Source organism: Hoeflea sp. AS16, from assembly GCF_038900095.1.
Lineage (GTDB): Bacteria > Pseudomonadota > Alphaproteobacteria > Rhizobiales > Rhizobiaceae > Hoeflea.
Genome location: NZ_JBBMQQ010000008.1, coordinates 184,378 through 208,590, shown reverse-complemented (window position 1 = coordinate 208,590; position 24,213 = coordinate 184,378). Strand labels below are relative to the sequence as shown.

The following is a 24,213-nucleotide window of genomic DNA, read 5'->3' as shown; positions in this document are numbered from 1 at the left end:
CTGGCGGCAGCATAATCAGGGCGGAAATCCACTTAAGCAGACGCCCGAAACTGTTCAGACAATCCGAACCACCTCTGTCGGCTAATGGGCAATTAAGATGTAAGGCTGAAAGGCCGGAGTCGGGGGCGCATTCCCGTCCGGCTTGTTTGGGGCCGGAAGCGGAATGTCCGCTTGCGGGGTTTAGGCTAGTTGTAGCAGACAATCGGCACGATCGAACCGATCTCCCTCAAGCGAGTTGGCAATTTCATTTCAGTAACGCAGCATATTGTGCATTGCACAATTTCGCTATTTGCGCACAATGTTGTCATGACCGAACGTCTTCCGTCTGTGCTGATCATTGATGAAAACACCACACGCGCTTCGATAATCGAGGCGGGGCTGGCGGCTGCCGGGCACAGCCAGGTGATGGTGATCAATGAAATGCACGGCATCGCCTCGAAAATTGCCCTGCATGAGCCGGATGTAATCGTTATCGATCTCGAAAACCCCAACCGCGACATGCTTGAAAACATGTTTCAATTGTCGCGCGCGGTGAAACGGCCGATCGCGATGTTTGTCGATCGTTCCGACACCGAAGCCATGCAATCGGCGATTAATGCCGGGGTCTCTGCCTATGTCGTGGATGGGCTGCGCCAGGAGCGCGTCAAAAGCATTCTGGATATGGCCATCAGCCGCTTCAACGCGTTCTCCCGGCTCGAGCGCGAACTGGAAGAAGCCCGCGGCGCGCTTGAACAACGCAAGGTGATCGACCAGGCCAAAGGCCTGATCATGAAATCGCGCGGGGTCGATGAAGACGCTGCCTACAAGCTGTTGCGCAAGGCGGCGATGAACACAAACCGCAAGATCGTCGATGTGGCCGAAAGCCTGGTGATGTCGGCGCGGTTGCTTGGGGATGAGGGCAAGTAGATGATCACAGAACTCAGCGCCGGATTTCTGCCCCTGACCGACAGCGCCATCCTGATTGCCGCGAAAGAACGCGGCTTTGCCGAAGCCGAGGGCATCGCGCTCAATCTGGTGCGCGAGACCTCCTGGGCCAATGTCCGCGACAAGCTGGCCGTCGGCCAGTTCGAGATTTCCCATGCGCTGGCGCCGATGCCGATTGCCGCCAATTTAGGGCTGACCCCGTTTGACACGCGTCTGATCGCGCCGATGGCGCTCGGCCTTGGCGGCAACGCCATCACGGTGAGCACTGCGCTTCTGGCCCGGATGCAGGACTGCGGGTTTAGCGGCCTGGACGCGGCAGCGGCCGGACGGGCGCTTGCCGAAGTTGCCGCCACCGGCAAAACAAGAGGCAACAAACCGCTGCACTTTGGCGTGGTGCATCCGTTCTCCGGACATAATTTCGAACTGCGCTACTGGCTCAGTGCCTCCGGCATCACCCCGGACAGCGATATCGAGATCGTCATCCTGCCGCCGTCCCTGATGGCCGATGCCCTGGCTTCCGGTCAGATCGACGGCTATTGCGTCGGCGAACCCTGGAACTCGATCGGGGTGGCCAGAGGCGCAGGACGGATCATCACCACCAAATCCTCGATCTGGGCCTCAAGTCCGGAAAAGGTTCTGGCTGTGCGGGAAGACTGGGCCGGTGAAAATGCCCAGACGCTTCACGCCCTGCTGTGCGCGCTCTACCGCTCGGCTGAATGGTGCGGCCAGCCATCCAATCATTCCGAACTGGCGACCCTTCTGGGCTCACCCGCCTATCTGGATCAGCCCGCCGAATTCATTCTGCCGGCGTTGGACGGTTCCATCCTCGGAGCGTCTGTGCCTGGCGGCGGGCGTGATTTCTTCCAGCCGCATGCCCGCGCCGCGACCTTTCCCTGGCAGAGCCACGCCTTGTGGTTCTATTCGCAGATGGTGCGTTGCGGCTATGTTGGCCATTCCGCCGCGCACGCGGAGACCGCGCGTCAAAGCTACCGCCCGGATATCTACCGCGCTGTGATGACCGGGATCGGCGTGCCGGTGCCTTCGGCCAACTCCAAGGTGGAAGGCGCGCTGACCGAGACGGTCGCGGTCGGCGCCTCCTCGCAATTTCTCTATCTCGGCCCGGACGGTTTCTTCGACGGAACGGTCTTCGATCCCGACAGGCTGGATGCCTATATTGCCAACCAGACGGTCTGACCTGTCCGGTGCAGCAGTGCAATCTGTCTGTTTTTTAGTCTTTGCTTTTTGCTGCTTTGCACAATGCGTGCGCACTCCGGAAAAGCTCTCCCAGCGTCCATCAATTTTTATCCTGTTGTATTTGAATGAGAAATAGGGTTCTCGCTAAACTGGCACGCTCCTTGCAAAGCTCAAGATAGCTTTCCAAGGCTGACATTAGGTCCAATGACGGACCCACTTAGGCAACGCCGCCAAATCGAAGTTACCCGCATCCTCCCGCGGCACTTCGATTTGGCGGCTTTTTTTATTGCGGTCATAGAAACCGCCAAAGGAGACAGGGAATGGTCATGAAATTCACACGGCGTACCGCTCTTGCCCTCAGCGCGCTGGCCCTGGCATCGGCCACCATGCTGACGCCAGGCCATGCCGAAATGCTCGACGTCGAGAAGGACGAGCTGAAATTCGGCTTCATCAAGCTCACCGACATGGCGCCTTTGGCGATTGCCTACGAGAAGGGATATTTTGAAGACGAGGGGTTGTTCGTCACGCTTGAGCCGCAGGCCAACTGGAAGGTGCTGCTCGACCGGGTGATCACCGGCGAGCTCGACGGCGCCCACATGCTGGCAGGCCAGCCGCTGGCCGCGACCATCGGCTTTGGCACCAAGGCCCACATCGTCACCCCGTTCTCGATGGATCTCAACGGCAACGGCATCACCGTGTCGAACGAGGTGTGGGAGCTGATGAAGCCGCATCTGGAACACGGTCCGGACGGCAAGCCGGTGCATCCGATCAAGGCGGACGCGCTGAAAAAGGTAGTCGACAAGTTCAAGGCCGAGGGCCGCCCGTTCAACATGGGTATGGTGTTCCCGGTCTCCACCCACAATTACGAACTGCGCTACTGGCTTGCGTCGGGCGGCATTCATCCGGGCTTTTATTCTGCGTCGGATGTCTCCGGCCAGATCGGCGCCGATGCGCTGTTGTCGGTCACGCCGCCGCCGCAGATGCCGGCCACGCTCGAAGCCGGCACAATCGACGGCTATTGCGTTGGCGAGCCCTGGAACCAGGCTGCCGTGTTCAAGGGCATCGGCGTGCCGGTGATCACCGATTACGAGATCTGGAAGAACAATCCGGAAAAGGTCTTCGGCCTGACCAAGGAGTTCACCGAAGAAAACCCCAACACCACGCTGGCGCTGACCAAGGCGCTGATCCGCGCGGCCAAATGGCTCGACGAGAACGACAACGCCAACCGGCCTGAAGCCGTCGAGATCCTGGCGCGGTCCGAATATGTCGGCGCGGACGCCGAGGTGATTGCCAACTCGATGACCGGCACTTTTGAGTACGAGAAGGGCGACAAGCGCGAGGTGCCGGACTTCAACGTGTTCTACCGGTATTATGCCACCTACCCCTATTACTCCGACGCCGTCTGGTACCTGTCGCAGATGCGCCGCTGGGGCCAGATTTCAGACGCCAAATCGGATGAGTGGTTCGATGAAACCGCCAGGTCAGTCTATCTGCCCGACATCTATCTCAAGGCCGCACGCATGCTGGTCGAGGAAGGCCATGTGGCAGAAGCAGACTTCCCCTGGGAGACCGATGGCTACCGCGCGCCGACGCCTGCCGCCGATATCATTGATGGCATCGCCTACGACGGCAAGGCACCCAACGCCTATCTCGACAGCCTGACCATCGGCCTCAAGGGCGATGAAGTCGCCGGCGGCTGAGACCCGTTCCAACGCTGCGGGGCGCCTTGCCGGGCGCTCCGCTCCGGATTGTCTTCTCACAAGGATCTGAAACGATGGCAAACGCCACCGATACCGCACCCACCGATCTCGCAGGCCGCGAGAGGATTTTCTCCGCCATTACCAAGGCCAGCGGCTGGCTCGATGCACTCGGCTTTTCATGGCTGGTTCCGATCCTGCGCATGATGGCGGGCGACAGCCCGCGCACACAACTGGGCGAGCTCAAGCGCGTGCTGCTCATTCCTCTCTTGGGCATTCTGGCCTTTGTGGTTGCCTGGGGCGTTCTGGCGCCAAAGGTGCAGACCTCGCTCGGGGCAGTTCCCGGACCGGTGGAAGTCTGGGAACAGGCTGGCAATCTCTGGGACGATCACGTTCGCGAACGGGAAAAGGCGGCAGCCTTTTATGACCGGCAGGACCAGCGCAATGAAAAGCTGGTTGCCGCCGGCAAGGAGCCGAAGTTCCGCACCTATACCGGCAAGCCTACCTATCTCGACCAGATCATCACGTCGTTGTTCACCGTCGGCCTTGGCTTCGGCATTGCCACGCTGATCGCCGTGCCGCTGGGGATCGGATCGGGATTGTCGAAAACCTTCAACGGCGCGATCAATCCGCTGATCCAGATCTTCAAGCCGGTGTCGCCGCTGGCCTGGTTGCCGATCGTCACCATGATCATCTCGGCGACCTACGCTAACCCGTTTGACTGGATGCCGAAGTCGCTGCTGATTTCGGCAGTCACCGTTACCCTGTGTTCGATGTGGCCAACGCTGATCAACACAGCCCTTGGTGTGGCCTCGGTCGACAAGGACCTGATGAATGTCGGCCGCGTGCTGCAGCTGCCGACCTCGCGCACCATCACGCAAGTTGTGCTGCCGTCCTCGCTGCCCTTGATCTTTACAGGGCTGCGGTTGTCGCTTGGTGTGGGCTGGATGGTGCTGATCGCGGCTGAAATGCTGGCCCAGAATCCGGGTCTTGGCAAATTCGTCTGGGACGAGTTCCAGAACGGCTCTTCGCAGTCGCTGGCCAAGATCATGGTTGCGGTGCTGACCATCGGCATCATCGGGTTCATGCTCGACAGGCTGATGTTTGCCCTGCAGCGCGCCTTCACCTTTTCGGCCAACCGGTAGGGGAATGCGATGACTATTCTCGAAATATCCGGGTTGTCCAAATCCTATGGCGAAGGTGCCGAGCGCACCGAGGTGCTGAGCAACATCAACCTGAAGGTCGCGGACGGTGAGTTCATCGCCATCGTCGGCTTCTCGGGTTCAGGCAAGACAACCCTGATCTCGCTGCTCGCCGGGCTGATAGAGCCCGATGAAGGCGGAGTGATCTTCAAAGGCAGCGAAATCGATGGCCCGGGTCCCGAACGCGGCGTGGTGTTCCAGTCCTATTCGTTGATGCCGTGGATGACCGTTGCCGGCAATGTCAGCCTTGCCGTCGACAGCGTGTTCAGGAAAAAGTCCCGCTCCGAGCGGGCCGCTATCGCCGATACCTATATCGACATGGTTGGTCTCAGCCATGCCCGCGACCGCAAACCTGCGGAATTGTCTGGCGGCATGCGCCAGCGGGTTGCGGTGGCGCGGGCGCTGGCCATGCGGCCTGAAGTCTTGCTGCTTGACGAACCGCTCTCGGCGCTTGACGCGCTGACCCGTGCCAAGCTGCAGGACGAGTTCGCAGACATCTGCCAGAAGGAAAAGAAGACCATCATCCTCATCACCAATGATGTCGATGAAGCCATTCTTCTCGCCGATAGGATCATCCCGCTCAAGCCGGGTCCGAACGCGACGCTTGGTCCGGATTTTCCAGTCAATATCGCCCGGCCGCGCAACCGTGCCGACATGAATTCGGATGAGGATTTCATTCGCCTGCGCGGTGAAATCACCAGCTACCTGATGGAAGTCGGCGCAGAGCGCGGGTCGGAGGACGAACGCGAGATCCAACTGCCGAACATCGTACCGATCTCGCTCGGCAAGGAAAAGCTGCCAAAGGCCTATGTCGAGGCGTCAACAGCGCTCAGGGACGAAAACTTCCTGGAATTCAGCCAGCTGAAGAAAGTCTACCCGACGCCAAAGGGTCCGCTGACGGTCGTCGACGGCTTCGAGATGAAGATGAAAAAGGGCGAGTTCACCACGCTCATCGGGCATTCGGGCTGCGGGAAGTCCACTGTGCTGTCGATGGTGGCGGGCCTCAACCCGATCACCGAAGGCGCAATCATCCTCGACGGCAAGCACATCACCGAGGCCGGGCCGGACCGGGCGGTGGTGTTTCAGGCTCCGTCGCTGATGCCGTGGCTGACGGCTTACGAGAATGTGGCGCTGGGCGTCGACCGGGTTTACCCGAATGCGAGCAAAGCCGAGCGCAACGATGTGGCGGAATACTATCTGCAGCGCGTCGGGCTTATTGATTCCATGCACCGCGCCGCCTCCGACCTGTCAAACGGCATGAAGCAGCGGGTCGGCATTGCCCGGGCATTCGCGCTGTCACCCAAGCTGCTGCTGCTCGACGAGCCCTTCGGCATGCTCGACAGCCTGACCCGTTGGGAGTTGCAGGATGTGCTGATGGATGTGTGGAAGCGCACGCAGGTGACCGCCATCTGCGTCACCCACGATGTCGATGAAGCCATCCTGCTGGCTGACCGGGTGGTGATGATGTCGAACGGCCCCAACGCCCGGATCGGCAATATCATGGAAGTGGACCTGGAGCGCCCGCGCTCACGCAAGGCGCTGCTCAATCATCCTGATTACTACGCCTACCGCGAGGAACTGCTTGAATTCCTCGAGGCCTATGAGGGCGGCGCCAACCCGTCCGAGGCTCAGTTGCAATCCATTTCTCAAAAACGGTCCGCACGGGTCGCCCGCCAAAAAAGCGCGGCCACCAGTCTGACCGCAGCGGAGTAAGCTCATGACTGAGAAACAAAAGCTGGTTGTTATCGGCAATGGCATGGCGCCGGGACGGATGCTCGAACATCTGTTTGAGACAGCGCCTGACGCCTATGATGTGACGATCTTCAACGCCGAGCCACGCGTCAACTATGACCGCATCATGCTTTCTCCGGTGCTCTCGGGCGAGAAGAGTTTCGAAGACATCATCATCCATGGTGACGGCTGGTATATCGAGCACGGCGTCATGCTCTACAAGGGCCACAAGGTGGTCGAGATCGACCGGGAGGCCAGGACCGTCAGGTCGGAGCATGGCGAGGTTGCCGCTTACGACAAGCTGGTGATTGCCACCGGTTCGGCACCGTTCATCATTCCGGTTCCGGGCCACAAGCTGCCCGGCGTGCTGACCTATCGCGATCTCGATGATGTCGATGCGATGCTGGTCGCTGCCCAGTCGCGCGGCAAGGCCGTTGTCATCGGCGGTGGATTGCTCGGCCTTGAAGCTGCCGCGGGGCTGAAAGAACGCGGCATGGATGTCACCGTCATCCATCTGATGCCGTCGCTGATGGAGCGCCAGCTCGATCCGGCCGCCGGCTATCTTCTCGAGCAGGAACTCGAGAGCCGCGGCATCAAGGTCATCACCAAGGCCAGCACCAAACAGATCCTGGGTGACACCCGTGTCGAAGGCATCGAGCTTGAGGACGGCACCATCATTCCGGCGACGCTCGTGGTCATGGCGGTCGGCATCCGGCCAAGTGCTGCGCTGGCGAAAGACGCCGGACTCTCGGTCAATCGCGGCATCGTCGTCTCCGACCACATGCAGACCAGCGATCCCGACATCTATTCGGTGGGGGAATGTGTCGAGGTCAACGGCAATGTCTACGGGCTGGTGGCGCCGCTCTACCAGATGGCCGAGGTCGCCGCCTCGCATCTTTGCGGTGATGCGGGCAAGCGGTTCGTCGAGACCTCGACGGCGACCAAGCTCAAGGTCACCGGCATCAATCTCTATTCGGTCGGCGATTTCGCCGAGGCCGAAGACCGTGAGGAGATCGTGCTCCGCGATGCTGCAGCGGGGGTCTACAAGCGGCTTGTGCTCAAGGACAACAGGATCCTTGGCGTGGTTCTCTACGGTGAAACCGCCGATGGCGCCTGGTTCTTCGATCATCTGAAGAAGCAGACAGACATTTCGGACATGCGAGAGACGCTGATTTTCGGCCAGGCCTATCAGGGAGGGTCCCCCATGGACCCTATGGCAGCCGTTGCAGCCTTGCCGGATGATGCGGAAATCTGCGGCTGCAACGGCGTTTGCAAGGGAAAAATCACGGGAGCCATCACCTCCAAGGGGCTGACCGGTCTCGACGAGGTGCGCGCCCATACCAAGGCGTCTGCGTCCTGCGGCACCTGCACCGGCCTGGTCGAGCAGCTGCTCGCTCTGACATTGGGAGATGCCTACAACCCGGCAGCGGTGACGCCGATGTGCGGCTGCACCGATCTCGGCCATGATGATGTGCGCCGCCTGATCAAGGCGAAACAGCTCAAGACCATTCCTGCGGTGATGCAGGAACTGGAATGGAAGACCTCCTGCGGCTGCGCCAAATGCCGGCCGGCGCTGAATTACTATCTGGTCTGCGACTGGCCGAACGAATATGCCGATGACTACCAGTCGCGCTTCATCAACGAGCGGGTTCACGCCAACATCCAGAAGGACGGCACCTATTCGGTGGTGCCGCGAATGTGGGGCGGCATGACGTCGTCGACAGAGTTGCGCGCCATCGCCGATGTGGTCGACAAGTTCAACATTCCGGCGGTCAAATGCACCGGTGGCCAGCGCATAGACATGCTCGGCATCAGGAAGGAAGACCTGCCGGCGGTGTGGGCGGATCTCGGCAAGGCCGGATTTGTCTCGGGCCAGGCCTACGCCAAGGGTCTTCGTACCGTCAAAACCTGCGTCGGCACCGACTGGTGCCGGTTCGGCACGCAGGATTCCACCGGCCTCGGCATCAAGCTGGAGAAATTCATGTGGGGCTCCTGGACCCCGGCGAAACTTAAGCTGGCGGTCTCCGGCTGCCCGCGCAACTGCGCCGAAGCCACCTGCAAGGACATCGGCGTCATCTGTGTCGACAGTGGCTACGAGATCCATTTCGCCGGTGCTGCCGGTCTCGACATCAAGGGCACCGAAATCCTCGGCAATGTGAAAACCGAGGACGAGGTCATGGAACATGTTGTCGCGCTGGCGCAGATGTACCGCGAGCAGGGCCGCTATCTCGAACGCATCTACAAATGGGCCAAGCGTGTCGGTCTCGACGAGATCCGCGACCAGATCATGCAGCAGCCCGACAAGCGCAAGGCCTACTACGACCGTTTCGTCTTCAGCCAGAAATTTGCCCAGGTCGATCCCTGGTCGGAAAGGGTTTCGGGCAAGGACAAGCACGAGTTCAACCCGATGGCGACGCTGAGCCTGGAGGCTGCGGAATGAACGCGATGACACAGGCATGGGTTCGGGTCGGCAGCATCAACGACATCCCGCGGCGCGGCGCCCGTTGTGTGAAAAGCGGCGAGATGAGCATCGCCATCTTCCGTACCGCCGACGACCGGGTGTTTGCGCTCGAAGACAAGTGTCCGCACAAGAAAGGCCCTCTGAGCCAGGGCATTGTCCATGACGGCTGCGTCACCTGTCCGCTGCACAATTGGGTGATCAGCCTCGAGACCGGGGCTGCGCAAGGGGCCGATGAGGGCCAGACCCTGTCGATCCCGGTCAGGCTGGAAGGCGAAGAGGTCATTCTCGGCCTCGGTCAGGCGAAATGACCGTCGGCCCGCCCCGAACGGTCAAGACCACCTGTCCCTATTGCGGGGTGGGCTGTGGAGTCCTGGCGACCCTGGAGGAGGGGGGCGCCGTCACGATCAAGGGCGACCCGGACCATCCCGCAAACCTGGGGCGGTTGTGCTCCAAGGGCTCGGCGCTGGGCGAAACCGTCGATCTCGACGGGCGCCTGCTGTTTCCCGAGGTGGGCGGCCAACGCGCCTCCTGGGACGCAGCACTCGACCTCGTGGCATCCACCTTCTCTAAGACGATCGCGGCGAACGGGCCGGACAGTGTGGCCTTCTATGTCTCGGGCCAGATCCTGACCGAGGATTACTACGTCGCCAACAAGCTGATGAAGGGCTTTATCGGCTCAGCCAATATCGACACCAATTCGCGGCTCTGCATGGCGTCCTCTGTCGCCGGCCACCGCCGCGCCTTCGGCAGCGACACGGTGCCGGGGACCTATGAGGATCTCGAGCTTGCCGATCTCGTGGTGCTGACCGGGTCGAACCTGGCCTGGTGTCACCCGGTGCTTTACCAGCGCATCGCGGCGGCCAAGGCGGCGCGGCCCGGGATGAAGGTGGTGCTGATCGATCCGCGTCGGACAATGACCGCCGACCTTGCCGACCTGCATCTGGCCATCGCGCCCGATGGCGACGTGAGCCTGTTTCTGGGTCTGCTGGCGCATCTTGCCGACAATGGGTTTGTCGATGAGGCCTATGTCGCAGCCCATACCAGCGGGTTCGACCAGGCGCTGGAGAGCGCCCGCGCCCAATGCCCGGCCGATCTGGCCACGCAAACCGGGCTCGATGCGAGCCAGCTCGCACAGTTCTACGCGCTGTGGGCCGGGGCGGAAAAGGTGGTCACGGTCTACAGCCAGGGCGTCAACCAGTCGCGCAGCGGCACCGACAAGGTCAATGCCATCATCAACTGCCATCTGGCCACCGGCCGCATCGGCAGGCCGGGCATGGGCCCGTTCTCTGTGACCGGCCAGCCCAATGCCATGGGCGGCCGCGAAGTGGGCGGCCTTGCCAACACGCTGGCAGCCCATATGGAGATCGAGAACCCTCAGCATCGCGACCGGGTGCAGCGCTTCTGGAACTCGCCGAAGATTGCCCAGACGGCCGGGCTCAAGGCCGTCGACATGTTCCAGGCGGTGGCGGAGGGGAAGATCAAGGCGATCTGGATCATGGCCACCAACCCGGTCGATTCCATGCCTGATGCCGCTGCGGTCGAGGCAGCCCTTGCAGCCTGTCCCTTCGTCGTGGTCTCCGACATCATGGCGCAAACCGACACCATCCGGCATGCAGATGTGAAACTGCCGTCGCTCGGTTGGGGTGAGAAAGACGGCACGGTGACCAATTCCGAGCGCCGCATCTCTCGCCAGCGGGCGTTATTGCCTCTGCCAGGGGAGGCGAGGGCTGATTGGTGGCAGATGGCCGAAGTCGGCAAGCGCATGGGCCATGCCACGGCGTTTGATTTTCCAAACGCAGCGTCGGTGATGCGGGAATACGCGGCCCAGACAGGCTTCGAGAACGGTGGCACGCGCGATCTGGATCTTGGTGCGATCGCCGATATTGACGATGCCGCCTATGATGACCTCGCGCCATTTCAGTGGCCAAGGCCGGCCGATGATCTGTCGCTCACGTCTGACACGCGCTTCTTTGCCAATGGCGGGTTTTTCACGCCGGACCGTTTGGCCCAGTTTGTCGCAGTGGCGCCGCCTCGTCAGCTGGCGACGATCGCTCATCATGCGTTTATGCTGAACACGGGCCGCATTCGCGATCATTGGCACACCATGACGCGGACGGCGAAAAGCCCGCGTCTCTCCGCGCATATCGCCGAACCCTTCGCCGAGATCCATCCGGCCGACGCCCGGGCCTTGGGCATCGGCGAAGCGGATCTGGTCAAGGTAGAGAGCGAGCGGGGCGAGATCGTGGTGCGGGCGCTGCTGACCGACCGCCAGCAGCGCGGCAACATTTTCGTGCCGATGCACTGGACGGATCAATGGACTTCAGGTGCGCGGGTTGACCGGCTTGTGGCGCCAGATGTTGATCCGATCTCCGGCCAGCCTGCCTTGAAAAACACGGCCGCCAGTCTGGCGAGATTTGAAGCGCGTCAGTACGGCTTTGTCGTCAGCCGCAACAAACCGGTGCTCGAGGCCGCGGGCTATTGGGCGGTTGCCCGAACCGTGGGCGGCTGGCGGGCGGAATTCGCCTTGGTGGAAGACCATGACGAGGTGCAGCACTTCATCTGTGCGGTTCTGGGCATTGATGCCGCCACCCCGCTGCTCTCCTTCACCGATCCGAAAAGCGGACTTGTCCGCCATGCCGCGTTTGACGGCACGTCTCTGCTTGGCGCGGTTTTTCTTTCGCGTCAGCCTGTGGCGGTCTCGCGCAGCTGGGCCGCCGATCAGCTCGAGCAGGACTATGCCAATCTGTCCTCGCGCTGGCGCATCATCGCCGGCCGTCCGGCCAATGACATGCCCGACAAGGGCGCCATCGTCTGCGCCTGTATGAATGTCGGCGTCAACGACATCATCGGTGCGGTGCGCAGCGGCTGCGGCAGTGTCGACGCGGTCTCGCGCAGCACCAGCGCGGGCACCAATTGCGGCTCCTGCAAAGCGGAAATCAAGGTGATACTCGATGAACATCAGATCATTGCAGCAGAATAAGGTCCGGCGCGGCCCGTCACGCCACGAGCGGATGGCGCCGCTGGCGACTTTGCCGGTGTTCTACAAGCTCCAGGGCAAGAAGGTGCTGATCGCCGGTGGCTCCGAAGCGGCGGCCTGGAAGGCGGAACTGCTCGCCGCAGCCGGCGCGGAAGTGCATGTCCATGCCGAGCGGCTTGATCCGGTCTTCGCCGATCTCATCGCAGCCCCCGCGGTGTCGGGGTCGTATGTCTGGCACCAGAGGCCATGGTCGGCGGAAAGTTTTGCCTTGATGCAGATCGCCATCTGTGACGCGGAGAGCGAGGGCGAGGCGCAGGCATTTTATTGTGCCGCACGGACGGCGGGCGTGGCCGTCAATGTGATCGACAGGCCGGCCTGGTGCGAGTTCCAGTTTGGCTCCATCGTCAACCGCTCACCGGCCGTCATTGCCATTTCGACCGACGGTGCCGCACCCATTCTCGGCCAGGCGATCAGACGCCGGATCGAGACCCTGCTTCCGCCGGCGCTGGCTGCCTGGGCGCAGCTGGCGCAGACCATTCGCAAGACGGTCAATGACCGGCTGGCACCGGGGCCGCAACGGCGCGCCTTCTGGGAATTCTTTGTTGATCGTGCCTTTGGCGCGCCACCGGAAAAAGGTGCAGCCGAGAAGATGTTGCGCCAGGCAAATGCGCTTCAGCCGGCGGAAACAAGGCGGGAGGGCAGGGTGACCCTGGTTGGCGCCGGGCCCGGGGATGCCGAGCTTCTGACACTGAAGGCGGTTCGCGCGCTGCAGGCCGCTGATGTCATCCTGTTTGATGATCTTGTTTCGGCTGATGTGCTGGAACTGGCGCGCCGCGAGGCCAGGCGCATGCTGGTGGGAAAACGCGGCGGGCGGGAGAGTTGCAGGCAGGACGACATCAACGCGACCATGGTCAAGCTTGCCAGGGCCGGCAAGCATGTGGTGCGGCTGAAAGGCGGCGATCCGATGATCTTCGGCCGGGCAGGAGAGGAGATCGCCCGGCTTCAGGATGAAGGCATCGCCGTGTCGGTGGTTCCGGGCATCACCTCTGCATTGGCCATGGCCGCACAGCTTGGTGTGTCACTGACGCACCGCGATCACGCCCAGTCGGTGCGCTTCGTCACCGGCCACAGCCGCAATGGCGAGCTGCCGAAGGATCTGGACTGGGCTGGCATCGCCGATGCCAGAACCACCACCGTCTTCTATATGGGTGGACGCACGGCCGGCGAGATCGCGGCCCGGTTGATGGAAATGGGCATGGATCCGTCAATGCCGGTTGTGATTTCTAGATCCGTTGCCCGCGAGGGCTTTGAACGCTGGACGGGGACACTCCGGGATCTTGCCGGGGGTATGACAATCATCGGCTATGACGAACCGGTGCTCGTAGGTGTGGGCTCGGTGTTCGCAGCACTGAGCGAAAGGCAAGTCCGCGTCACCTGCAGCCTCGTTTCCGCCGGTTGTCAATGACGAGCCGCAATCCTCGCCAAGTTGCCTTCGTGGGATGAACGTCTCTAACTTCCGAAAAGTGGCTTCTGGCGCCTTAGATAGTACTGTCCCCTTTCAGGAAAAATTGAAGTTGCGCCCAATGACCGGAATGGGGGCGCATAGCGGTCGCTCTGAAAGCGATGGCCACCCTTGCGTTCTACGCTCTGCAACGTCTCCGAACTCCCGCTGGACTTCCACGTCAAAGCAAGCATTCCTTATGTCGGGTCAGCGAAATCGTGTCGCTGCTGATCCTGCCCGCGTCGCGGGCTTCACTCAGTGCGGGGCCGGATGTTCCGGTCCTGGAACCTGAGTGGAGATCACGATGAATACGCAGAAGATCGAGAATGACGCACACCAGAATGCGCTCGAGGGCGCCGCGACAGCGAATGCGTCGAAAAGGAAGCGTGGGGCCACTTCAGCGAAGTCGGGCAACAAAGGCGCCAAGAGCAAGCAAGATCAGTTGGTGGCCCTGCTGTCGAAGCCGAATGGCGTGCGGGTCTCGGTGATCTCGGACCGGCTGGGATGGCAGGCCCATACCGTGCGGGCAGCAATCTCGGGTCTGCGCAAACGTGGGCATGAGGTCTCGACGTCGAAGTCTCCAAAGACCGGCGAGATGGTCTACGCGATCAATGCCAACTCGAAGGAGAATGAAGCCGATGCCGCCGAGGCGTCGTCATGAATCGGGCGGCAAGGGCAGAGGAGTTTGTCAAGATCGCTCGCTTCGAAACAATGTCTCGCGAGGACTGCATCGACGAATGGCGGCGTACGATGGGAGGTCAGTCGCTGAAGTATGTCTCGGTGCAGTTCATGCGCAGCGCGCTGGCATATGAAGCACAGATGAAAACCCATGGTGGCCCTTCAACGGCGGTTCGAAAGGCCCTCAAAGCCGTTTTGAAGGCCGATCAAAGAACATCCGAAGGGGGAGGTCGTCCTAGACCGGCTCTCCAATCCACGCTCAGACCCGGAACCCATCTGGTCCGTGAGTGGAACGGCAGGACCTATCAGATTGAGGTTCTGGACGATGGCTTCCAGATGGATGGCAAACGGTATCGGTCGCTCAGCGCCATCGCCAGGAAGATTACGGGCGCTCATTGGTCGGGTCCGCGCTTCTTCGGATTGGGGTAGACCATGAAGAAGATCCGCTGTGCCATCTACACACGGAAATCATCGGAGGAGGGGTTGGACCAGGAGTTCAACTCCCTCCATGCCCAGCGGGAAGCTTGTGCTGCCTACATCGCCAGCCAGAAGCACGAGGGCTGGGTGGCGCTGCCTGAGCACTACGATGATGGCGGTATCTCCGGTGGTACCCTGGAAAGGGCAGGGCTCAAGAAACTCCTCCAGCATGTGGATGAGGGGTTGGTCGACCAGATCGTTGTCTACAAGATCGACCGGCTCACTCGTTCCCTCGCCGACTTCGCCAAGCTGGTCGATCGCCTGGATGCAGCCGATGCGTCGTTTGTCTCCGTGACACAATCCTTCAATACCGCGACCAGCATGGGGCGGTTGACGCTCAACGTGCTTCTCTCCTTCGCCCAGTTCGAACGCGAAGTCACCGCGGAGCGGATCAGGGACAAGATCGCCGCTTCCAAGAAGAAGGGGTTGTGGATGGGGGGCACCATCCCCTTGGGCTATGAGCCGGATGGGCGAACATTGAAGATTGTACCGGAGGAAGCTGAGACAGTCAGAACGCTCTATGATCTCTACCTTAAGCATCGTTCGATCCTCGCGGTGGTGGATCACGCCAACAGGCTGGGGTTGCGTGGCAAGGCAAAGGCTAGGAAACGGAAAGAGGTCAACAAGCGGTCTGACGAAGATGGGGCCGACGCCGCAACGCATTCTATCAATCCGGGTGCTTGTGGTGTCACCTTCGAACGCGCAGCACTTCACTACCTGCTGACCAACCCGGTCTATGCCGGTCGCATCCGGCATAAGGAGACAATCCACGAGGGGCAGCATCCGCCAATCATCGATCCGGATGTTTGGGTTCGGGTCCAGGAGCATATGAAGGAAAGTGCCGGCCGAAAGCGTGGTGAGGGGAAGGATGGGTCAATCATCAGTCCTCTTGCCGGCACGCTTGTTGATGAGACCGGTGACAAGTTCACCCCAAGTCATGCCAGCAAGAAGGGAAAGCGCTACCGTTATTATGTCTCCAACCGCCTGCTCAACACTGCCGGGAAAGACGGTAGCAGCAGGAAGACCGGTGGCTGGAGGCTGCCAGCCAAGGCGCTTGAAGATCAGATCGCCAAGGCAACCCTGTCCCATCTTCGAAACCGGCTCCCGGTCGACCTGCTGATCAACCCCGCGACCGATACGATCTCAAAGATTGGCAGCCAGCTCAATCTGCTGGATGCGCAGTCGCGCACAAGGGGTCCGAACTTAACCCTATCCTGCATCGAAAAGGGAAGGATCAGTCCAGGTGCAGTCGAGCTCAGTCTCAATCCAGAAACAGTCGCCGATTCTATCGAGATCTCGGAAGATGAGCTGAACCCGGATACCTTGGTGTTCGAACTGCCGTTCCAGTTCAAAAAGCGTGGCGTCGAAACGAAACTCACGATCGGAACTGACAATTCGAAACCGATCGACACCACCCTGATCCGCAGCATCGCCAAGGCGCATCAGTACTATGACGCTATCAAGAACGGCCAGACATTCGAGGAGATTGCGGAAAGCGAAAACCTCTCGAAGCGGCGGATCATGCAGGTGATTGACCTGGCTTTCCTTGCACCCGACGTCGTCAAGCTCATTGTCCAGGGCGACCAGCCCGAAGCCCTCACCGCAAAATGGCTCGGCATCAATCCGTTGCCCTCGGATTGGCAGGCCCAACGGCGCATCCTTGCGACTCTCTGATTGAGCACCAAACCCCAAATACCCCGATGGCCTGGTGATGCTCTTTCGGCAAACTGTCAGCCCCAAATTGGCCGACTGAGACTTTCGGCGTTTCAGGGGCCGGGAAAAGCCACATATCCGGTCTCAGTCACACGAGTGCGCTTGCAAGCCATTGAAATATAGCCGCAATCCGAGCGAGAAAGTAAATCAGATCAAAAACTTGAAAAGAGTGGCTGGGGAACCTGGATTCGAACCAGGACTAACAGAGTCAGAGTCTGCGGGTCTACCGTTAACCTATTCCCCAACGGGTGCGGACCGGAAATTTTGGGCCAGCGGGGCGGCTTATAACCAATAATCAGTGAGGATGCAAACCCGGATGTTATGGTTTTGCAAACTTTTCGAGCTGCCCCGGTCCAGCTCCACAGCTACCATGCGGGGTGGTGCTTGCAGGCGGGGCAAAAAGAGTTTTGCGTTCTGATCGCCGGTTTGCTAATCTTTTGTCAACGACAAACCGTGAAGCGCGGTGCGGGCATGTTCTGCCCGCCGCGCACGACAGGACAGACCGTGAAAGACCTTCGGGATGGCGATACGCCAAACGCAGGTGCATCACTGGCAGGTGACAAACCGTCTGAACGCGCCTCTACGGCGGCGGCAGATGGTGTGAAGCAGGGACACGGCAAGCCCGTGGTCTCAAGCTCGTCTACTGATGGCACGCCATCAGTGCGTGCTTCAGCCAGTGATTCCACCATCGACAAAGCCGGCTCCGAGCCGTCCGGACGGCGCAGGCGGCGGCGGCGGAAATCCGCGCGCAAGGCCGAAAACAAGACCGATTCCAGCCCGTCCACACCCAACAGCTCGGCTCCCGTTGCCGCCACGGCGGCGCCCGGTGAGAAGAAAGGCCGGCGCAGGCGCCGCAAATCCGGCCGTGAAATACAGGGCCGTCCGCTGGCCCCGCAAAAGGCGCCGGGCCAGACGCAGGCAAAGACACATGGCCCTGCGGGTCACCACGGCCAGCGTCACGGCGAAGCCTCCAAACATGCCGATCAGGGCGCGACAGCGTCTCCCCAGGCCCCCCGCAGGCACACAGATGATCTTTATGCAGCCCTTGATCTGGGCACCAACAACTGCCGTCTGCTGATCGCGCAGCCGACGCGGCCGGGCCAGTTCCGGGTGGTCGATGCGTTCTCCCGCATTGTCAGGCTCGGTGAAGGGCTTGATGCCACGGGTGAGCTGTCGCAGGACGCCATGGACCGGGCCGTCGAGGCCTTGAAGGTCTGTGCCGGAAAGCTGAAAAACCGCCCCGTTCGGCGTCATCGCCTGATCGCGACCGAAGCCTGCCGATCGGCGCGCAACGGCGAGGAATTCCTCGCCCGCGTGCTTGAGGAAACAGGCCTTGAGCTCGAGATCGTCACCCGCGAAACCGAGGCCAGGCTGGCCGTTGCCGGCTGCTCCTCGCTTGTGGGCCGTGAGACCGACGGTCTGGTGCTGTTCGATATCGGCGGCGGCTCGTCCGAGATCGCCATGATCGACCTGACCGAGAACCGCTCGAACCGGCTGGCCAATCACATCAAGGCCTGGACCTCGCTGCCGGTTGGCGTCGTCACCCTGTCCGAACGCCATGGCGGCTGTCTGGTCACGCCGGCGGTGTTCGAGGCGATGGTCGCGGAAGTCGATGTCATGCTGGCCGATTTCAATCCTCCGGCATTGCCCGCCTTCTCCGGTCTGGGCGAGCCGCGAATTCATCTGCTTGGCACATCGGGAACGGTGACCACGCTGGCCGGCCTGCATCTGGATCTGCCGCGCTATGACCGCCGCAAGGTGGACGGCTTGTGGCTGTCGAACGAAGATGTCGATCTGATGCTCGACCGGCTGCTGTCCTGGGATTTCGAGGCCCGCGCGGCCAATCCCTGCATCGGCGCCGACCGGGCTGACCTGGTGCTTGCCGGCTGCGCCATCCTGCAGTCGATTCGCAAGCGCTGGCCGTCGCAGCGGATGCGCGTCGCCGACCGGGGCCTGCGCGAAGGTCTGCTCAATGAAATGATGGCGTCCGACGGCGCCTGGCGCCGAAGCGGCAGAAACTTCCGCCACCGGAACCACCGGCCTGCCCAAGGGGAAAAACCATGACCCGTCCTCCATCAGGCCCCACTGGCCGCAAGCTCGGACAGAAGGTCAAGCGCAAGAGCAAGCTGAAGGCCTCCTCACGGCGCTGGATCGAACGGCATCTCAACGATCCTTACGTCCAGCAGGCCAAGCAGGAAGGCTACCGCTCGCGCGCCGTCTACAAGCTTCTCGAAATCGATGCCAAGCACAAGATCCTCGACAAGGCCCGGCGGATCATCGATCTGGGAGCCGCGCCCGGTGGCTGGTCGCAGATCTCGGCGCAGGTGACCGATTCCACCGACGAAGATCCGAAGGTGGTGGCCATCGATTTCCTTGAGATGGATGGCCTGGCGGGCGTCAAGTTCCTGCAGATGGACTTCCTCGATGATGCTGCACCCCAGGCGCTCAAGGATGCACTTGGCGGGGCCCCTGACGTGGTGCTGTCGGACATGGCCGCACCCACCACCGGCCACCAGCGCACCGATCACCTCAGGACCATGCATTTGTGCGAGGTGGCAGCGCACTTCGCCATCGAGGTGCTGACGCCTGGCGGACATTTTCTCGCCAAGACCTTCCAGGGTGGCACCGAGAATGATCTGCTGAACCTGCTGAAGAAGAATTTCAAGTCGGTCATCCACATCAAGCCGCCGTCCTCACGGGCGGAATCGGTCGAGATGTTCGTGCTCGCCAAGGGCTTCAAGGGCCGCAGCCAGCCGGACTCAACTGCGGACGGGTGAGGCCGCGCGTGAACCTGCCCGTTTGAGCGTGTGGCCCGATACCGCGCCCCCGGCATCCGGCGGCAGCGCGAGGAACGGCAGGATTGCAAAGGCCGTCAGCGCGGCGACGGCGAAGAACGCCGTGTGAAACGCGCTCAGATCGAGCACCCCGCTGTTCATCCTTGTCGCCACCTCGACAATGCCGCCGGCAAGCGCCACGCCGATGGCGATGGAAACCTGCTGGAAAGCGGACGTGATCGAGCTCGCCTGTGCCGCCGATTCCGGGCCGATTTCGGAAAAGGTCAGCGCGTTGACCGAGGTGAAGAACATCGACCGGACAAGCCCGCTGGCGAACAGGATGACCAGCATCAGCGCGATCGGAGTTGCGGGCGTGAAAAAACCGTTGACCGCAATTGACATGGCCGCCCCGGCCGCCGCCACCAGCAGCGTGGTGCGGAAACCGCCGAGGGTCAGGATTCGTTTGATCGCGAATTTCATCACGATGGCGCCGGCCGCCGAAATGAAGGTGATCATTCCGGACTGGAACGGCGACATGCCGAACCCGAGCTGCAGCATCAGCGGCAGCAGAAAGGGGACCGCGCCCGAGCCGACGCGAAACAGGTTTGACCCAAGCAGCGACAGGGAAAATGTCCGGTTCCTGAAAAGTTTTGGGTCGAGTAGCGGTTTGGGATGAACGCGGGCGTGCCTGAAATAGGCGACCAGCGACAAGACGCCTGCCGCAGTGGCGGCGATTCCCCACACCGGCGGCAACACCGGCAGGCTGATCACCGACAGGCCGAAGACGATCCCCGAGGCCGCGCCACCTGACAGCACGAAGCCTGTCCAGTCCACCTTGTCGCGCAGCCGGACACCGTCATCGGGAATGATCTTCAGCGCGAAAACGATGCCCGCCAGCCCGATCGGAATGTTGATCAGGAAGATCCAGTGCCAGCTCAGGAAAGTGGTCAGGAAGCCACCCACCGGCGGACCGACCATCGGGCCGACCAGCGCCGGGATCGTCAACCACGCCATGGCACTGACCAGTTGCGATTTCTCGGTTGTCCTGAGCAGCACCAGCCGGCCGACCGGCGTCATCATGGCGCCGCCCATGCCTTGCAGGAACCGTGCAACAACGAACTCGACCAGGCTGCCCGAAGCCGCACAGGCAATCGACCCGGTCAGAAAGACCCCGATCGCGATGGCGAAAATGCGCCGGGCGCCAAAGCGGTCGGCCATCCAGCCGGAAATCGGGATGAAGATCGCCAGCGATACCAGATAGGCCGTCAGCGCCAGCTTGAGCGAGATCGGGTTGGTGTGGATGTCGGCCGCGATCGCTGGAAGTGCGGTGGCGATGACTGTCGAATCCATCTGCTCCATGAAAAGAGCGACGGCCAGAACAAGCGGGATTGAGCGATTCACTGGGCAGATCCGTTGGAGCATGTGGCGCCCGCACCGGGGCGCTTGAGAAAGCTGACGCGTTGACCGGTATTACAGGAAATTGCGGCAACCGAAAGAGTGACGCTATGTCAATCTGCCTGGTGTTGATGCTCGGTGCCGCGCGAATTTTGCGCGCTCTGAAACGCCGCTGCCAATTGATCGGCCAGCGCCCGCACCCGCCGGGGTTGGGCCCGGCTCGGAGGGAACAGCATCTGGATCCGCGTCGGCGGTGGCGCAAATTCGGGCAGCAGCTCGACCAGCCGGCCGGCCTTGATATCCGGCCCGACATCCAGCTCTGATCTGAACATGACACCGTGGCCGGCAAGCGCCCATTGCCTTACCAGCGCGCTGTCATTGGCAACGCGGTCGCCGCGCACGGTGACGATCTGCTGCAGGGCGTTTGGGCCGAGACGCCAGACATTGTCCAGATTGACGCCGAACCGCATCACCAGGCAATTGTGATGCTTGAGGTCGGCCGGTGTCCTGGGAGCAGGGTGCTTTTCGAGATAGCTCGGCGCGGCGCAAACCAGCCGCCGCCACTGGCCCATGCTCCTGACACGCAAGGAACTGTCGGTCACGGCTCCGAAGCGGACGGCGATGTCAAAACCCTGCCCGACAATGTCGATGTAGCCGTCCGAAAGCAGCATTTCGACGGAAATCGATGGATGCAGAGCCAGGAAGCGGTTGATCTCGCCTGCAACGATGGTTCGCCCGAGATCGCTGGGGGCGCTGACCCGGATCAGGCCCGACAGGGTTTGCGCCCCATGGCGGATGCGCGTTTCCAGATCCTCCATCTCGTCGAGCACCTGCCTGGCGCCCTCGACAAGCGTCCGGCCTTCTTCCGTCAGGCTGATGGCGCGGGTCGTGCGGTTGAGCAGCACCACGCCGTAATGGGCTTCCAGCGCTGCCAGTCGCTCGGAGACCGTGGTCGGCGACAGGCCCAGCTCGCGCCCGGCACCTGAAAGGCTGCCCTTTTCGACGATTTTCTGGAACAGGGCGATGTTGTTGAGAAGCATTGTACGGAATATCCGGATTATCAATTCGCATATTGCCCGTTTGTTCGGATCAGGCAAGAGGTTAAATCTCCAATCACACCAACCAAGGAGATTTCGATATGACCAGACTGACCATTGTAGCCAACATCAAGGCGAACCCCGACAAGATCGCGCTGGTCAAGGCGGAGCTTGAGAAGCTGATCCCGATCACCCGCGCCGAAGCGGGCTGCATCAATTACGATCTGTATCAGGACAACGCCAACCCGGCGCATTTCATGTTTCATGAAAACTGGGAAACCCGCGAGCTTTGGCAGACCCACATGAATGCCCCCCATCTGGCCGCCTACATGCAGGCCACCGAAGGTGCGGTCGTCGAGTTCACTCTCAATGAAATGACTCAGGTCGGTTGAACAATCAGGCGTCCACGGGTCGGGTAACCAACCCGTGGACGCCCCCGGGCCCCACCGACGCCAACGGGAAGGATAAAAGCATCATGCAAAAAACCATTCTCATCACCGGCTCGACTGACGGCATCGGCCTGGAGACGGCCAAGCTGCTGTTCGCAGCCGGTCACAATGTGCTTTTGCACGGGCGCAATCCGGACAAGCTCGCCAAGGCTGAAGAGACCCTCTCCGTATTGACGAAAGGCGGGAGCGTCGAAACCTATCAGGCCGACCTGTCGCGCATGGCTGATATCGAAGCATTGGCGGATGCCGTGACCAGGCAGCATGCAAGGCTCGATGTCCTGATCAACAATGCCGGTGTCTACCGGGCGGCTGACCCGGTGGCCGCCGACGGGCTTGATATCCGGTTCGCTGTCAATACCATCGCCCCCTGCCTGCTCACACGGCGTCTCTTGCCGCTGATGCAAGCCTCGGGGCGCGTGATCAACCTGTCTTCGGCCGCGCAGGCGCCCGTAGATCCGCAAGCGCTTGCCGGAAAAACCGCGCTGTCCGACGGCGCGGCCTATGCGCAAAGCAAGCTGGCGCTGACAATGTGGTCCCGTAGTCTCGGGCTGCAACTCAAAGGTCAGGGGCCTGTCGTTGTTTCGGTCAATCCCGGCTCCATGCTTGGCAGCAAGATGGTGAAAGAGGCGTTCGGTGTGGCTGGCGGCGATCTGGCCATTGGCGCCGACATCCTGTGCCGCGCGGCACTGGATGCCGAGTTCGCCGCGGCCTCGGGTCTGTATTTCGACAATGATTCAGGCCGCTTTGCCGCCCCCCATCCCGACGCCCTTGATCCCAGAAAATCCGGGGAAATCGTGGACCTTGTCGATTTGATCATCTCCAAACTCACTCAAGAACAGGAACAAGTCCGATGAAAGCTGTTGCTCTTACCCATTACCTTCCCGTTGAAGACCCCAAGGCCTTTCTTGATGTCGATCTGCCCAAGCCGGTCCCGTCCGGGCGCGACATCCTTGTTGCGGTCAAGGCGGTGTCGGTGAACCCTGTCGACACCAAGGTTCGCGCCCCCAAGGAGACGGTCGAGGAAACACCGCGCGTCATCGGCTATGACGCCTCCGGTATCGTTGAAGCAGTCGGCCCGGATGTCACTTTGTTCAAGGCTGGCGACGAAGTCTACTACGCCGGCGACATCACCCGGTCTGGCACCAACCAGGAATTTCATCTGGTTGATGAGCGCATTGTCGGCTTCAAGCCGAAAAGCCTTGGCTTTGCCGAGGCAGCGGCCCTGCCGTTGACCACCATCACCGCCTATGAGGCGTTCTTTGACCGCCTCGGCATTGACCGGGACGGCGCAGACAAGGGCCAGTCGGTCCTGATCATCGGCGCCGGCGGCGGTGTCGGCTCCATCGGCATCCAGTTGGCCAAGGCAGCCGGTCTCGTTGTCATTGCCACCGCCTCGCGCCCGGAAACTGAAAGCTGGGTCCGCGAACTTGGCGCAGACCACGTCGTCAACCATCGCGAAGACATGGTTGCGCAGGTTCGCGCTCTCGGTTTTCAGAATGTGGATCATATCGCCATCTTCAACGACATGCGCCATTGGAACACGGCGGTTGAACTGATCCGTCCGCAGGGCGGGATTGTCACCATCGACGACACCGACCTGCCGATGCCGATGGCCGGTATGAAGATGAAGGCTGCCAGCCTGCATTGGGAGTTCATGTTCGCCCGTGCCATGCACCAGACACCGGACATGATCGAGCAACACAGATTGCTCAGCTATGTCGCGGATGAAATTGACGCCGGCCGCATCCGCACCACGCTCGATACGGTGCTGAGCCCGATCAATGCGGAAACCATGCGCAAGGCGCACGCGCTGATTGAAACCGGAACCGCCAAGGGCAAGGTGGTCGTCGAAGGTTTCTGACAACCGGTCCGGTTCCTGGTCTGAATGCCGGGATCACGGATGATGGGGGCCGGGGGCATGCGTTGACGGGATCGGTTGTGGGGATCACTCACAACGGCTCAACGCATGCCCCCGGCCGCTTTGCATCTTGTGGCCGGCGAAT

At 61.3% G+C, this 24,213-nt stretch carries 19 protein-coding genes and 1 tRNA gene; 17 read left to right on the top strand and 3 right to left on the bottom strand.

Features of this window, described 5'->3' with window-relative positions; genetic code table 11:
- The first annotated feature begins 306 nt into the window (after positions 1-306).
- The 12 genes from WNY80_RS18310 to WNY80_RS18255 all read left to right on the top strand — a co-directional run bounded on the left by WNY80_RS18310 (position 307) and on the right by WNY80_RS18255 (position 16,516).
- The gene (locus WNY80_RS18310; RefSeq protein ID WP_342888854.1) at positions 307-906 is read left to right on the top strand and encodes an ANTAR domain-containing protein; all 600 of its coding nucleotides are present in this window, start codon (positions 307-309) and stop codon (positions 904-906) included.
- Positions 907-2,118: a CmpA/NrtA family ABC transporter substrate-binding protein gene (locus tag WNY80_RS18305; protein WP_342888853.1), complete on the top strand. Its 1,212-nt coding sequence runs from the start codon at positions 907-909 to the stop codon at positions 2,116-2,118.
- Positions 2,119-2,438: 320 nt separating this feature from the next.
- Entirely contained in the window at positions 2,439-3,818 is a 1,380-nt protein-coding gene (locus WNY80_RS18300) for a CmpA/NrtA family ABC transporter substrate-binding protein (protein WP_342888852.1), read from the top strand.
- Positions 3,819-3,892: 74 nt separating this feature from the next.
- Positions 3,893-4,960 carry an ABC transporter permease gene (locus WNY80_RS18295; RefSeq protein WP_342888851.1) on the top strand — a complete coding sequence of 356 codons (1,068 nt, stop codon included), beginning with the start codon at positions 3,893-3,895 and terminating at the stop codon, positions 4,958-4,960.
- Between the two features lie 9 nt (positions 4,961-4,969).
- Complete coding sequence (locus WNY80_RS18290) at positions 4,970-6,730, top strand: nitrate ABC transporter ATP-binding protein (protein WP_342888850.1); 1,761 nt, start codon at positions 4,970-4,972, stop codon at positions 6,728-6,730.
- 4 nt (positions 6,731-6,734) lie between these two features.
- The gene (gene nirB / locus WNY80_RS18285) at positions 6,735-9,188 is read left to right on the top strand and encodes a nitrite reductase large subunit NirB (RefSeq protein ID WP_342888849.1); all 2,454 of its coding nucleotides are present in this window, start codon (positions 6,735-6,737) and stop codon (positions 9,186-9,188) included.
- A complete protein-coding gene (nirD, locus tag WNY80_RS18280; RefSeq protein WP_342888848.1) occupies positions 9,185-9,517 on the top strand; it encodes a nitrite reductase small subunit NirD in 333 nt (110 codons plus the stop codon). Before nirB ends, nirD begins: the two co-directional genes overlap by 4 nt.
- Positions 9,514-12,189, top strand: a complete 2,676-nt coding sequence (locus WNY80_RS18275; protein WP_342888847.1) for a molybdopterin-dependent oxidoreductase — start codon at positions 9,514-9,516, stop codon at positions 12,187-12,189. The genes nirD and WNY80_RS18275 overlap by 4 nt, the downstream gene beginning before the upstream one ends.
- Complete coding sequence (gene cysG, locus WNY80_RS18270) at positions 12,161-13,651, top strand: siroheme synthase CysG (protein WP_342888846.1); 1,491 nt, start codon at positions 12,161-12,163, stop codon at positions 13,649-13,651. Before WNY80_RS18275 ends, cysG begins: the two co-directional genes overlap by 29 nt.
- Before the next feature lie 340 nt (positions 13,652-13,991).
- Entirely contained in the window at positions 13,992-14,348 is a 357-nt protein-coding gene (locus WNY80_RS18265; protein WP_342888845.1) for a DUF3489 domain-containing protein, read from the top strand.
- Positions 14,345-14,794: a DUF2924 domain-containing protein gene (locus WNY80_RS18260; RefSeq protein WP_342888844.1), complete on the top strand. Its 450-nt coding sequence runs from the start codon at positions 14,345-14,347 to the stop codon at positions 14,792-14,794. The genes WNY80_RS18265 and WNY80_RS18260 overlap by 4 nt, the downstream gene beginning before the upstream one ends.
- A gap of 3 nt (positions 14,795-14,797) precedes the next feature.
- Positions 14,798-16,516, top strand: a complete 1,719-nt coding sequence (locus WNY80_RS18255) for a recombinase family protein (protein WP_342888843.1) — start codon at positions 14,798-14,800, stop codon at positions 16,514-16,516.
- Between the two features lie 209 nt (positions 16,517-16,725).
- Here the strand turns inward: WNY80_RS18255 and WNY80_RS18250 are convergent.
- Positions 16,726-16,799 (bottom strand) — tRNA-Gln (locus WNY80_RS18250).
- Between the two features lie 227 nt (positions 16,800-17,026).
- Here WNY80_RS18250 and WNY80_RS18245 point away from each other — a divergent pair.
- Positions 17,027-18,619 (top strand): Ppx/GppA phosphatase family protein, encoded by a 1,593-nt coding sequence (locus tag WNY80_RS18245; RefSeq protein ID WP_342888857.1) that lies wholly within the window; start codon positions 17,027-17,029, stop codon positions 18,617-18,619.
- Positions 18,616-19,332: an RlmE family RNA methyltransferase gene (locus WNY80_RS18240; RefSeq protein WP_342888842.1), complete on the top strand. Its 717-nt coding sequence runs from the start codon at positions 18,616-18,618 to the stop codon at positions 19,330-19,332. Before WNY80_RS18245 ends, WNY80_RS18240 begins: the two co-directional genes overlap by 4 nt.
- Here the strand turns inward: WNY80_RS18240 and WNY80_RS18235 are convergent.
- Both WNY80_RS18235 and WNY80_RS18230 read right to left on the bottom strand, forming a co-directional pair.
- On the bottom strand, positions 19,315-20,730 hold the full coding sequence (locus WNY80_RS18235) for an MFS transporter (RefSeq protein ID WP_342888841.1): 1,416 nt from the start codon (positions 20,728-20,730) through the stop codon (positions 19,315-19,317). The genes WNY80_RS18240 and WNY80_RS18235 overlap by 18 nt on opposite strands.
- 107 nt (positions 20,731-20,837) lie before the next feature.
- On the bottom strand, positions 20,838-21,764 hold the full coding sequence (locus tag WNY80_RS18230) for a LysR family transcriptional regulator (RefSeq protein ID WP_342888840.1): 927 nt from the start codon (positions 21,762-21,764) through the stop codon (positions 20,838-20,840).
- Between the two features lie 98 nt (positions 21,765-21,862).
- Here WNY80_RS18230 and WNY80_RS18225 point away from each other — a divergent pair, with 98 nt between their 5' ends.
- The 3 genes from WNY80_RS18225 (at position 21,863) to WNY80_RS18215 (ending at position 24,071) form a co-directional block, all read left to right on the top strand.
- Positions 21,863-22,153, top strand: a complete 291-nt coding sequence (locus WNY80_RS18225; RefSeq protein WP_342888839.1) for a putative quinol monooxygenase — start codon at positions 21,863-21,865, stop codon at positions 22,151-22,153.
- Between the two features lie 83 nt (positions 22,154-22,236).
- Positions 22,237-23,064, top strand: coding sequence for an SDR family NAD(P)-dependent oxidoreductase (locus WNY80_RS18220; RefSeq protein ID WP_342888838.1), 828 nt, complete (start codon positions 22,237-22,239; stop codon positions 23,062-23,064).
- Positions 23,061-24,071: a zinc-binding alcohol dehydrogenase family protein gene (locus WNY80_RS18215; protein ID WP_342888837.1), complete on the top strand. Its 1,011-nt coding sequence runs from the start codon at positions 23,061-23,063 to the stop codon at positions 24,069-24,071. Before WNY80_RS18220 ends, WNY80_RS18215 begins: the two co-directional genes overlap by 4 nt.
- Positions 24,072-24,213 lie beyond the last annotated feature (142 nt).

Excerpts from the sequence above, each read along its gene's own strand:
- WNY80_RS18275 (WP_342888847.1), top strand. The coding sequence starts at position 9,514 with ATGACCGTCGGCCCGCCCCGAACGGTCAAGACCACCTGTCCCTATTGC.
- WNY80_RS18230 (WP_342888840.1), bottom strand. The coding sequence starts at position 21,764 with ATGCTTCTCAACAACATCGCCCTGTTCCAGAAAATCGTCGAAAAGGGC.
- WNY80_RS18255 (WP_342888843.1), top strand. The coding sequence starts at position 14,798 with ATGAAGAAGATCCGCTGTGCCATCTACACACGGAAATCATCGGAGGAG.
- WNY80_RS18305 (WP_342888853.1), top strand. The coding sequence starts at position 907 with ATGATCACAGAACTCAGCGCCGGATTTCTGCCCCTGACCGACAGCGCC.
- nirB (WP_342888849.1), top strand. The coding sequence starts at position 6,735 with ATGACTGAGAAACAAAAGCTGGTTGTTATCGGCAATGGCATGGCGCCG.
- WNY80_RS18260 (WP_342888844.1), top strand. The coding sequence starts at position 14,345 with ATGAATCGGGCGGCAAGGGCAGAGGAGTTTGTCAAGATCGCTCGCTTC.
- nirD (WP_342888848.1), top strand. The coding sequence starts at position 9,185 with ATGAACGCGATGACACAGGCATGGGTTCGGGTCGGCAGCATCAACGAC.
- WNY80_RS18225 (WP_342888839.1), top strand. The coding sequence starts at position 21,863 with ATGACCAGACTGACCATTGTAGCCAACATCAAGGCGAACCCCGACAAG.
- WNY80_RS18245 (WP_342888857.1), top strand. The coding sequence starts at position 17,027 with ATGTTCTGCCCGCCGCGCACGACAGGACAGACCGTGAAAGACCTTCGG.
- WNY80_RS18220 (WP_342888838.1), top strand. The coding sequence starts at position 22,237 with ATGCAAAAAACCATTCTCATCACCGGCTCGACTGACGGCATCGGCCTG.
- WNY80_RS18265 (WP_342888845.1), top strand. The coding sequence starts at position 13,992 with ATGAATACGCAGAAGATCGAGAATGACGCACACCAGAATGCGCTCGAG.
- WNY80_RS18290 (WP_342888850.1), top strand. The coding sequence starts at position 4,970 with ATGACTATTCTCGAAATATCCGGGTTGTCCAAATCCTATGGCGAAGGT.
- WNY80_RS18295 (WP_342888851.1), top strand. The coding sequence starts at position 3,893 with ATGGCAAACGCCACCGATACCGCACCCACCGATCTCGCAGGCCGCGAG.
- WNY80_RS18240 (WP_342888842.1), top strand. The coding sequence starts at position 18,616 with ATGACCCGTCCTCCATCAGGCCCCACTGGCCGCAAGCTCGGACAGAAG.
- WNY80_RS18310 (WP_342888854.1), top strand. The coding sequence starts at position 307 with ATGACCGAACGTCTTCCGTCTGTGCTGATCATTGATGAAAACACCACA.
- WNY80_RS18300 (WP_342888852.1), top strand. The coding sequence starts at position 2,439 with ATGGTCATGAAATTCACACGGCGTACCGCTCTTGCCCTCAGCGCGCTG.
- cysG (WP_342888846.1), top strand. The coding sequence starts at position 12,161 with ATGAACATCAGATCATTGCAGCAGAATAAGGTCCGGCGCGGCCCGTCA.
- WNY80_RS18215 (WP_342888837.1), top strand. The coding sequence starts at position 23,061 with ATGAAAGCTGTTGCTCTTACCCATTACCTTCCCGTTGAAGACCCCAAG.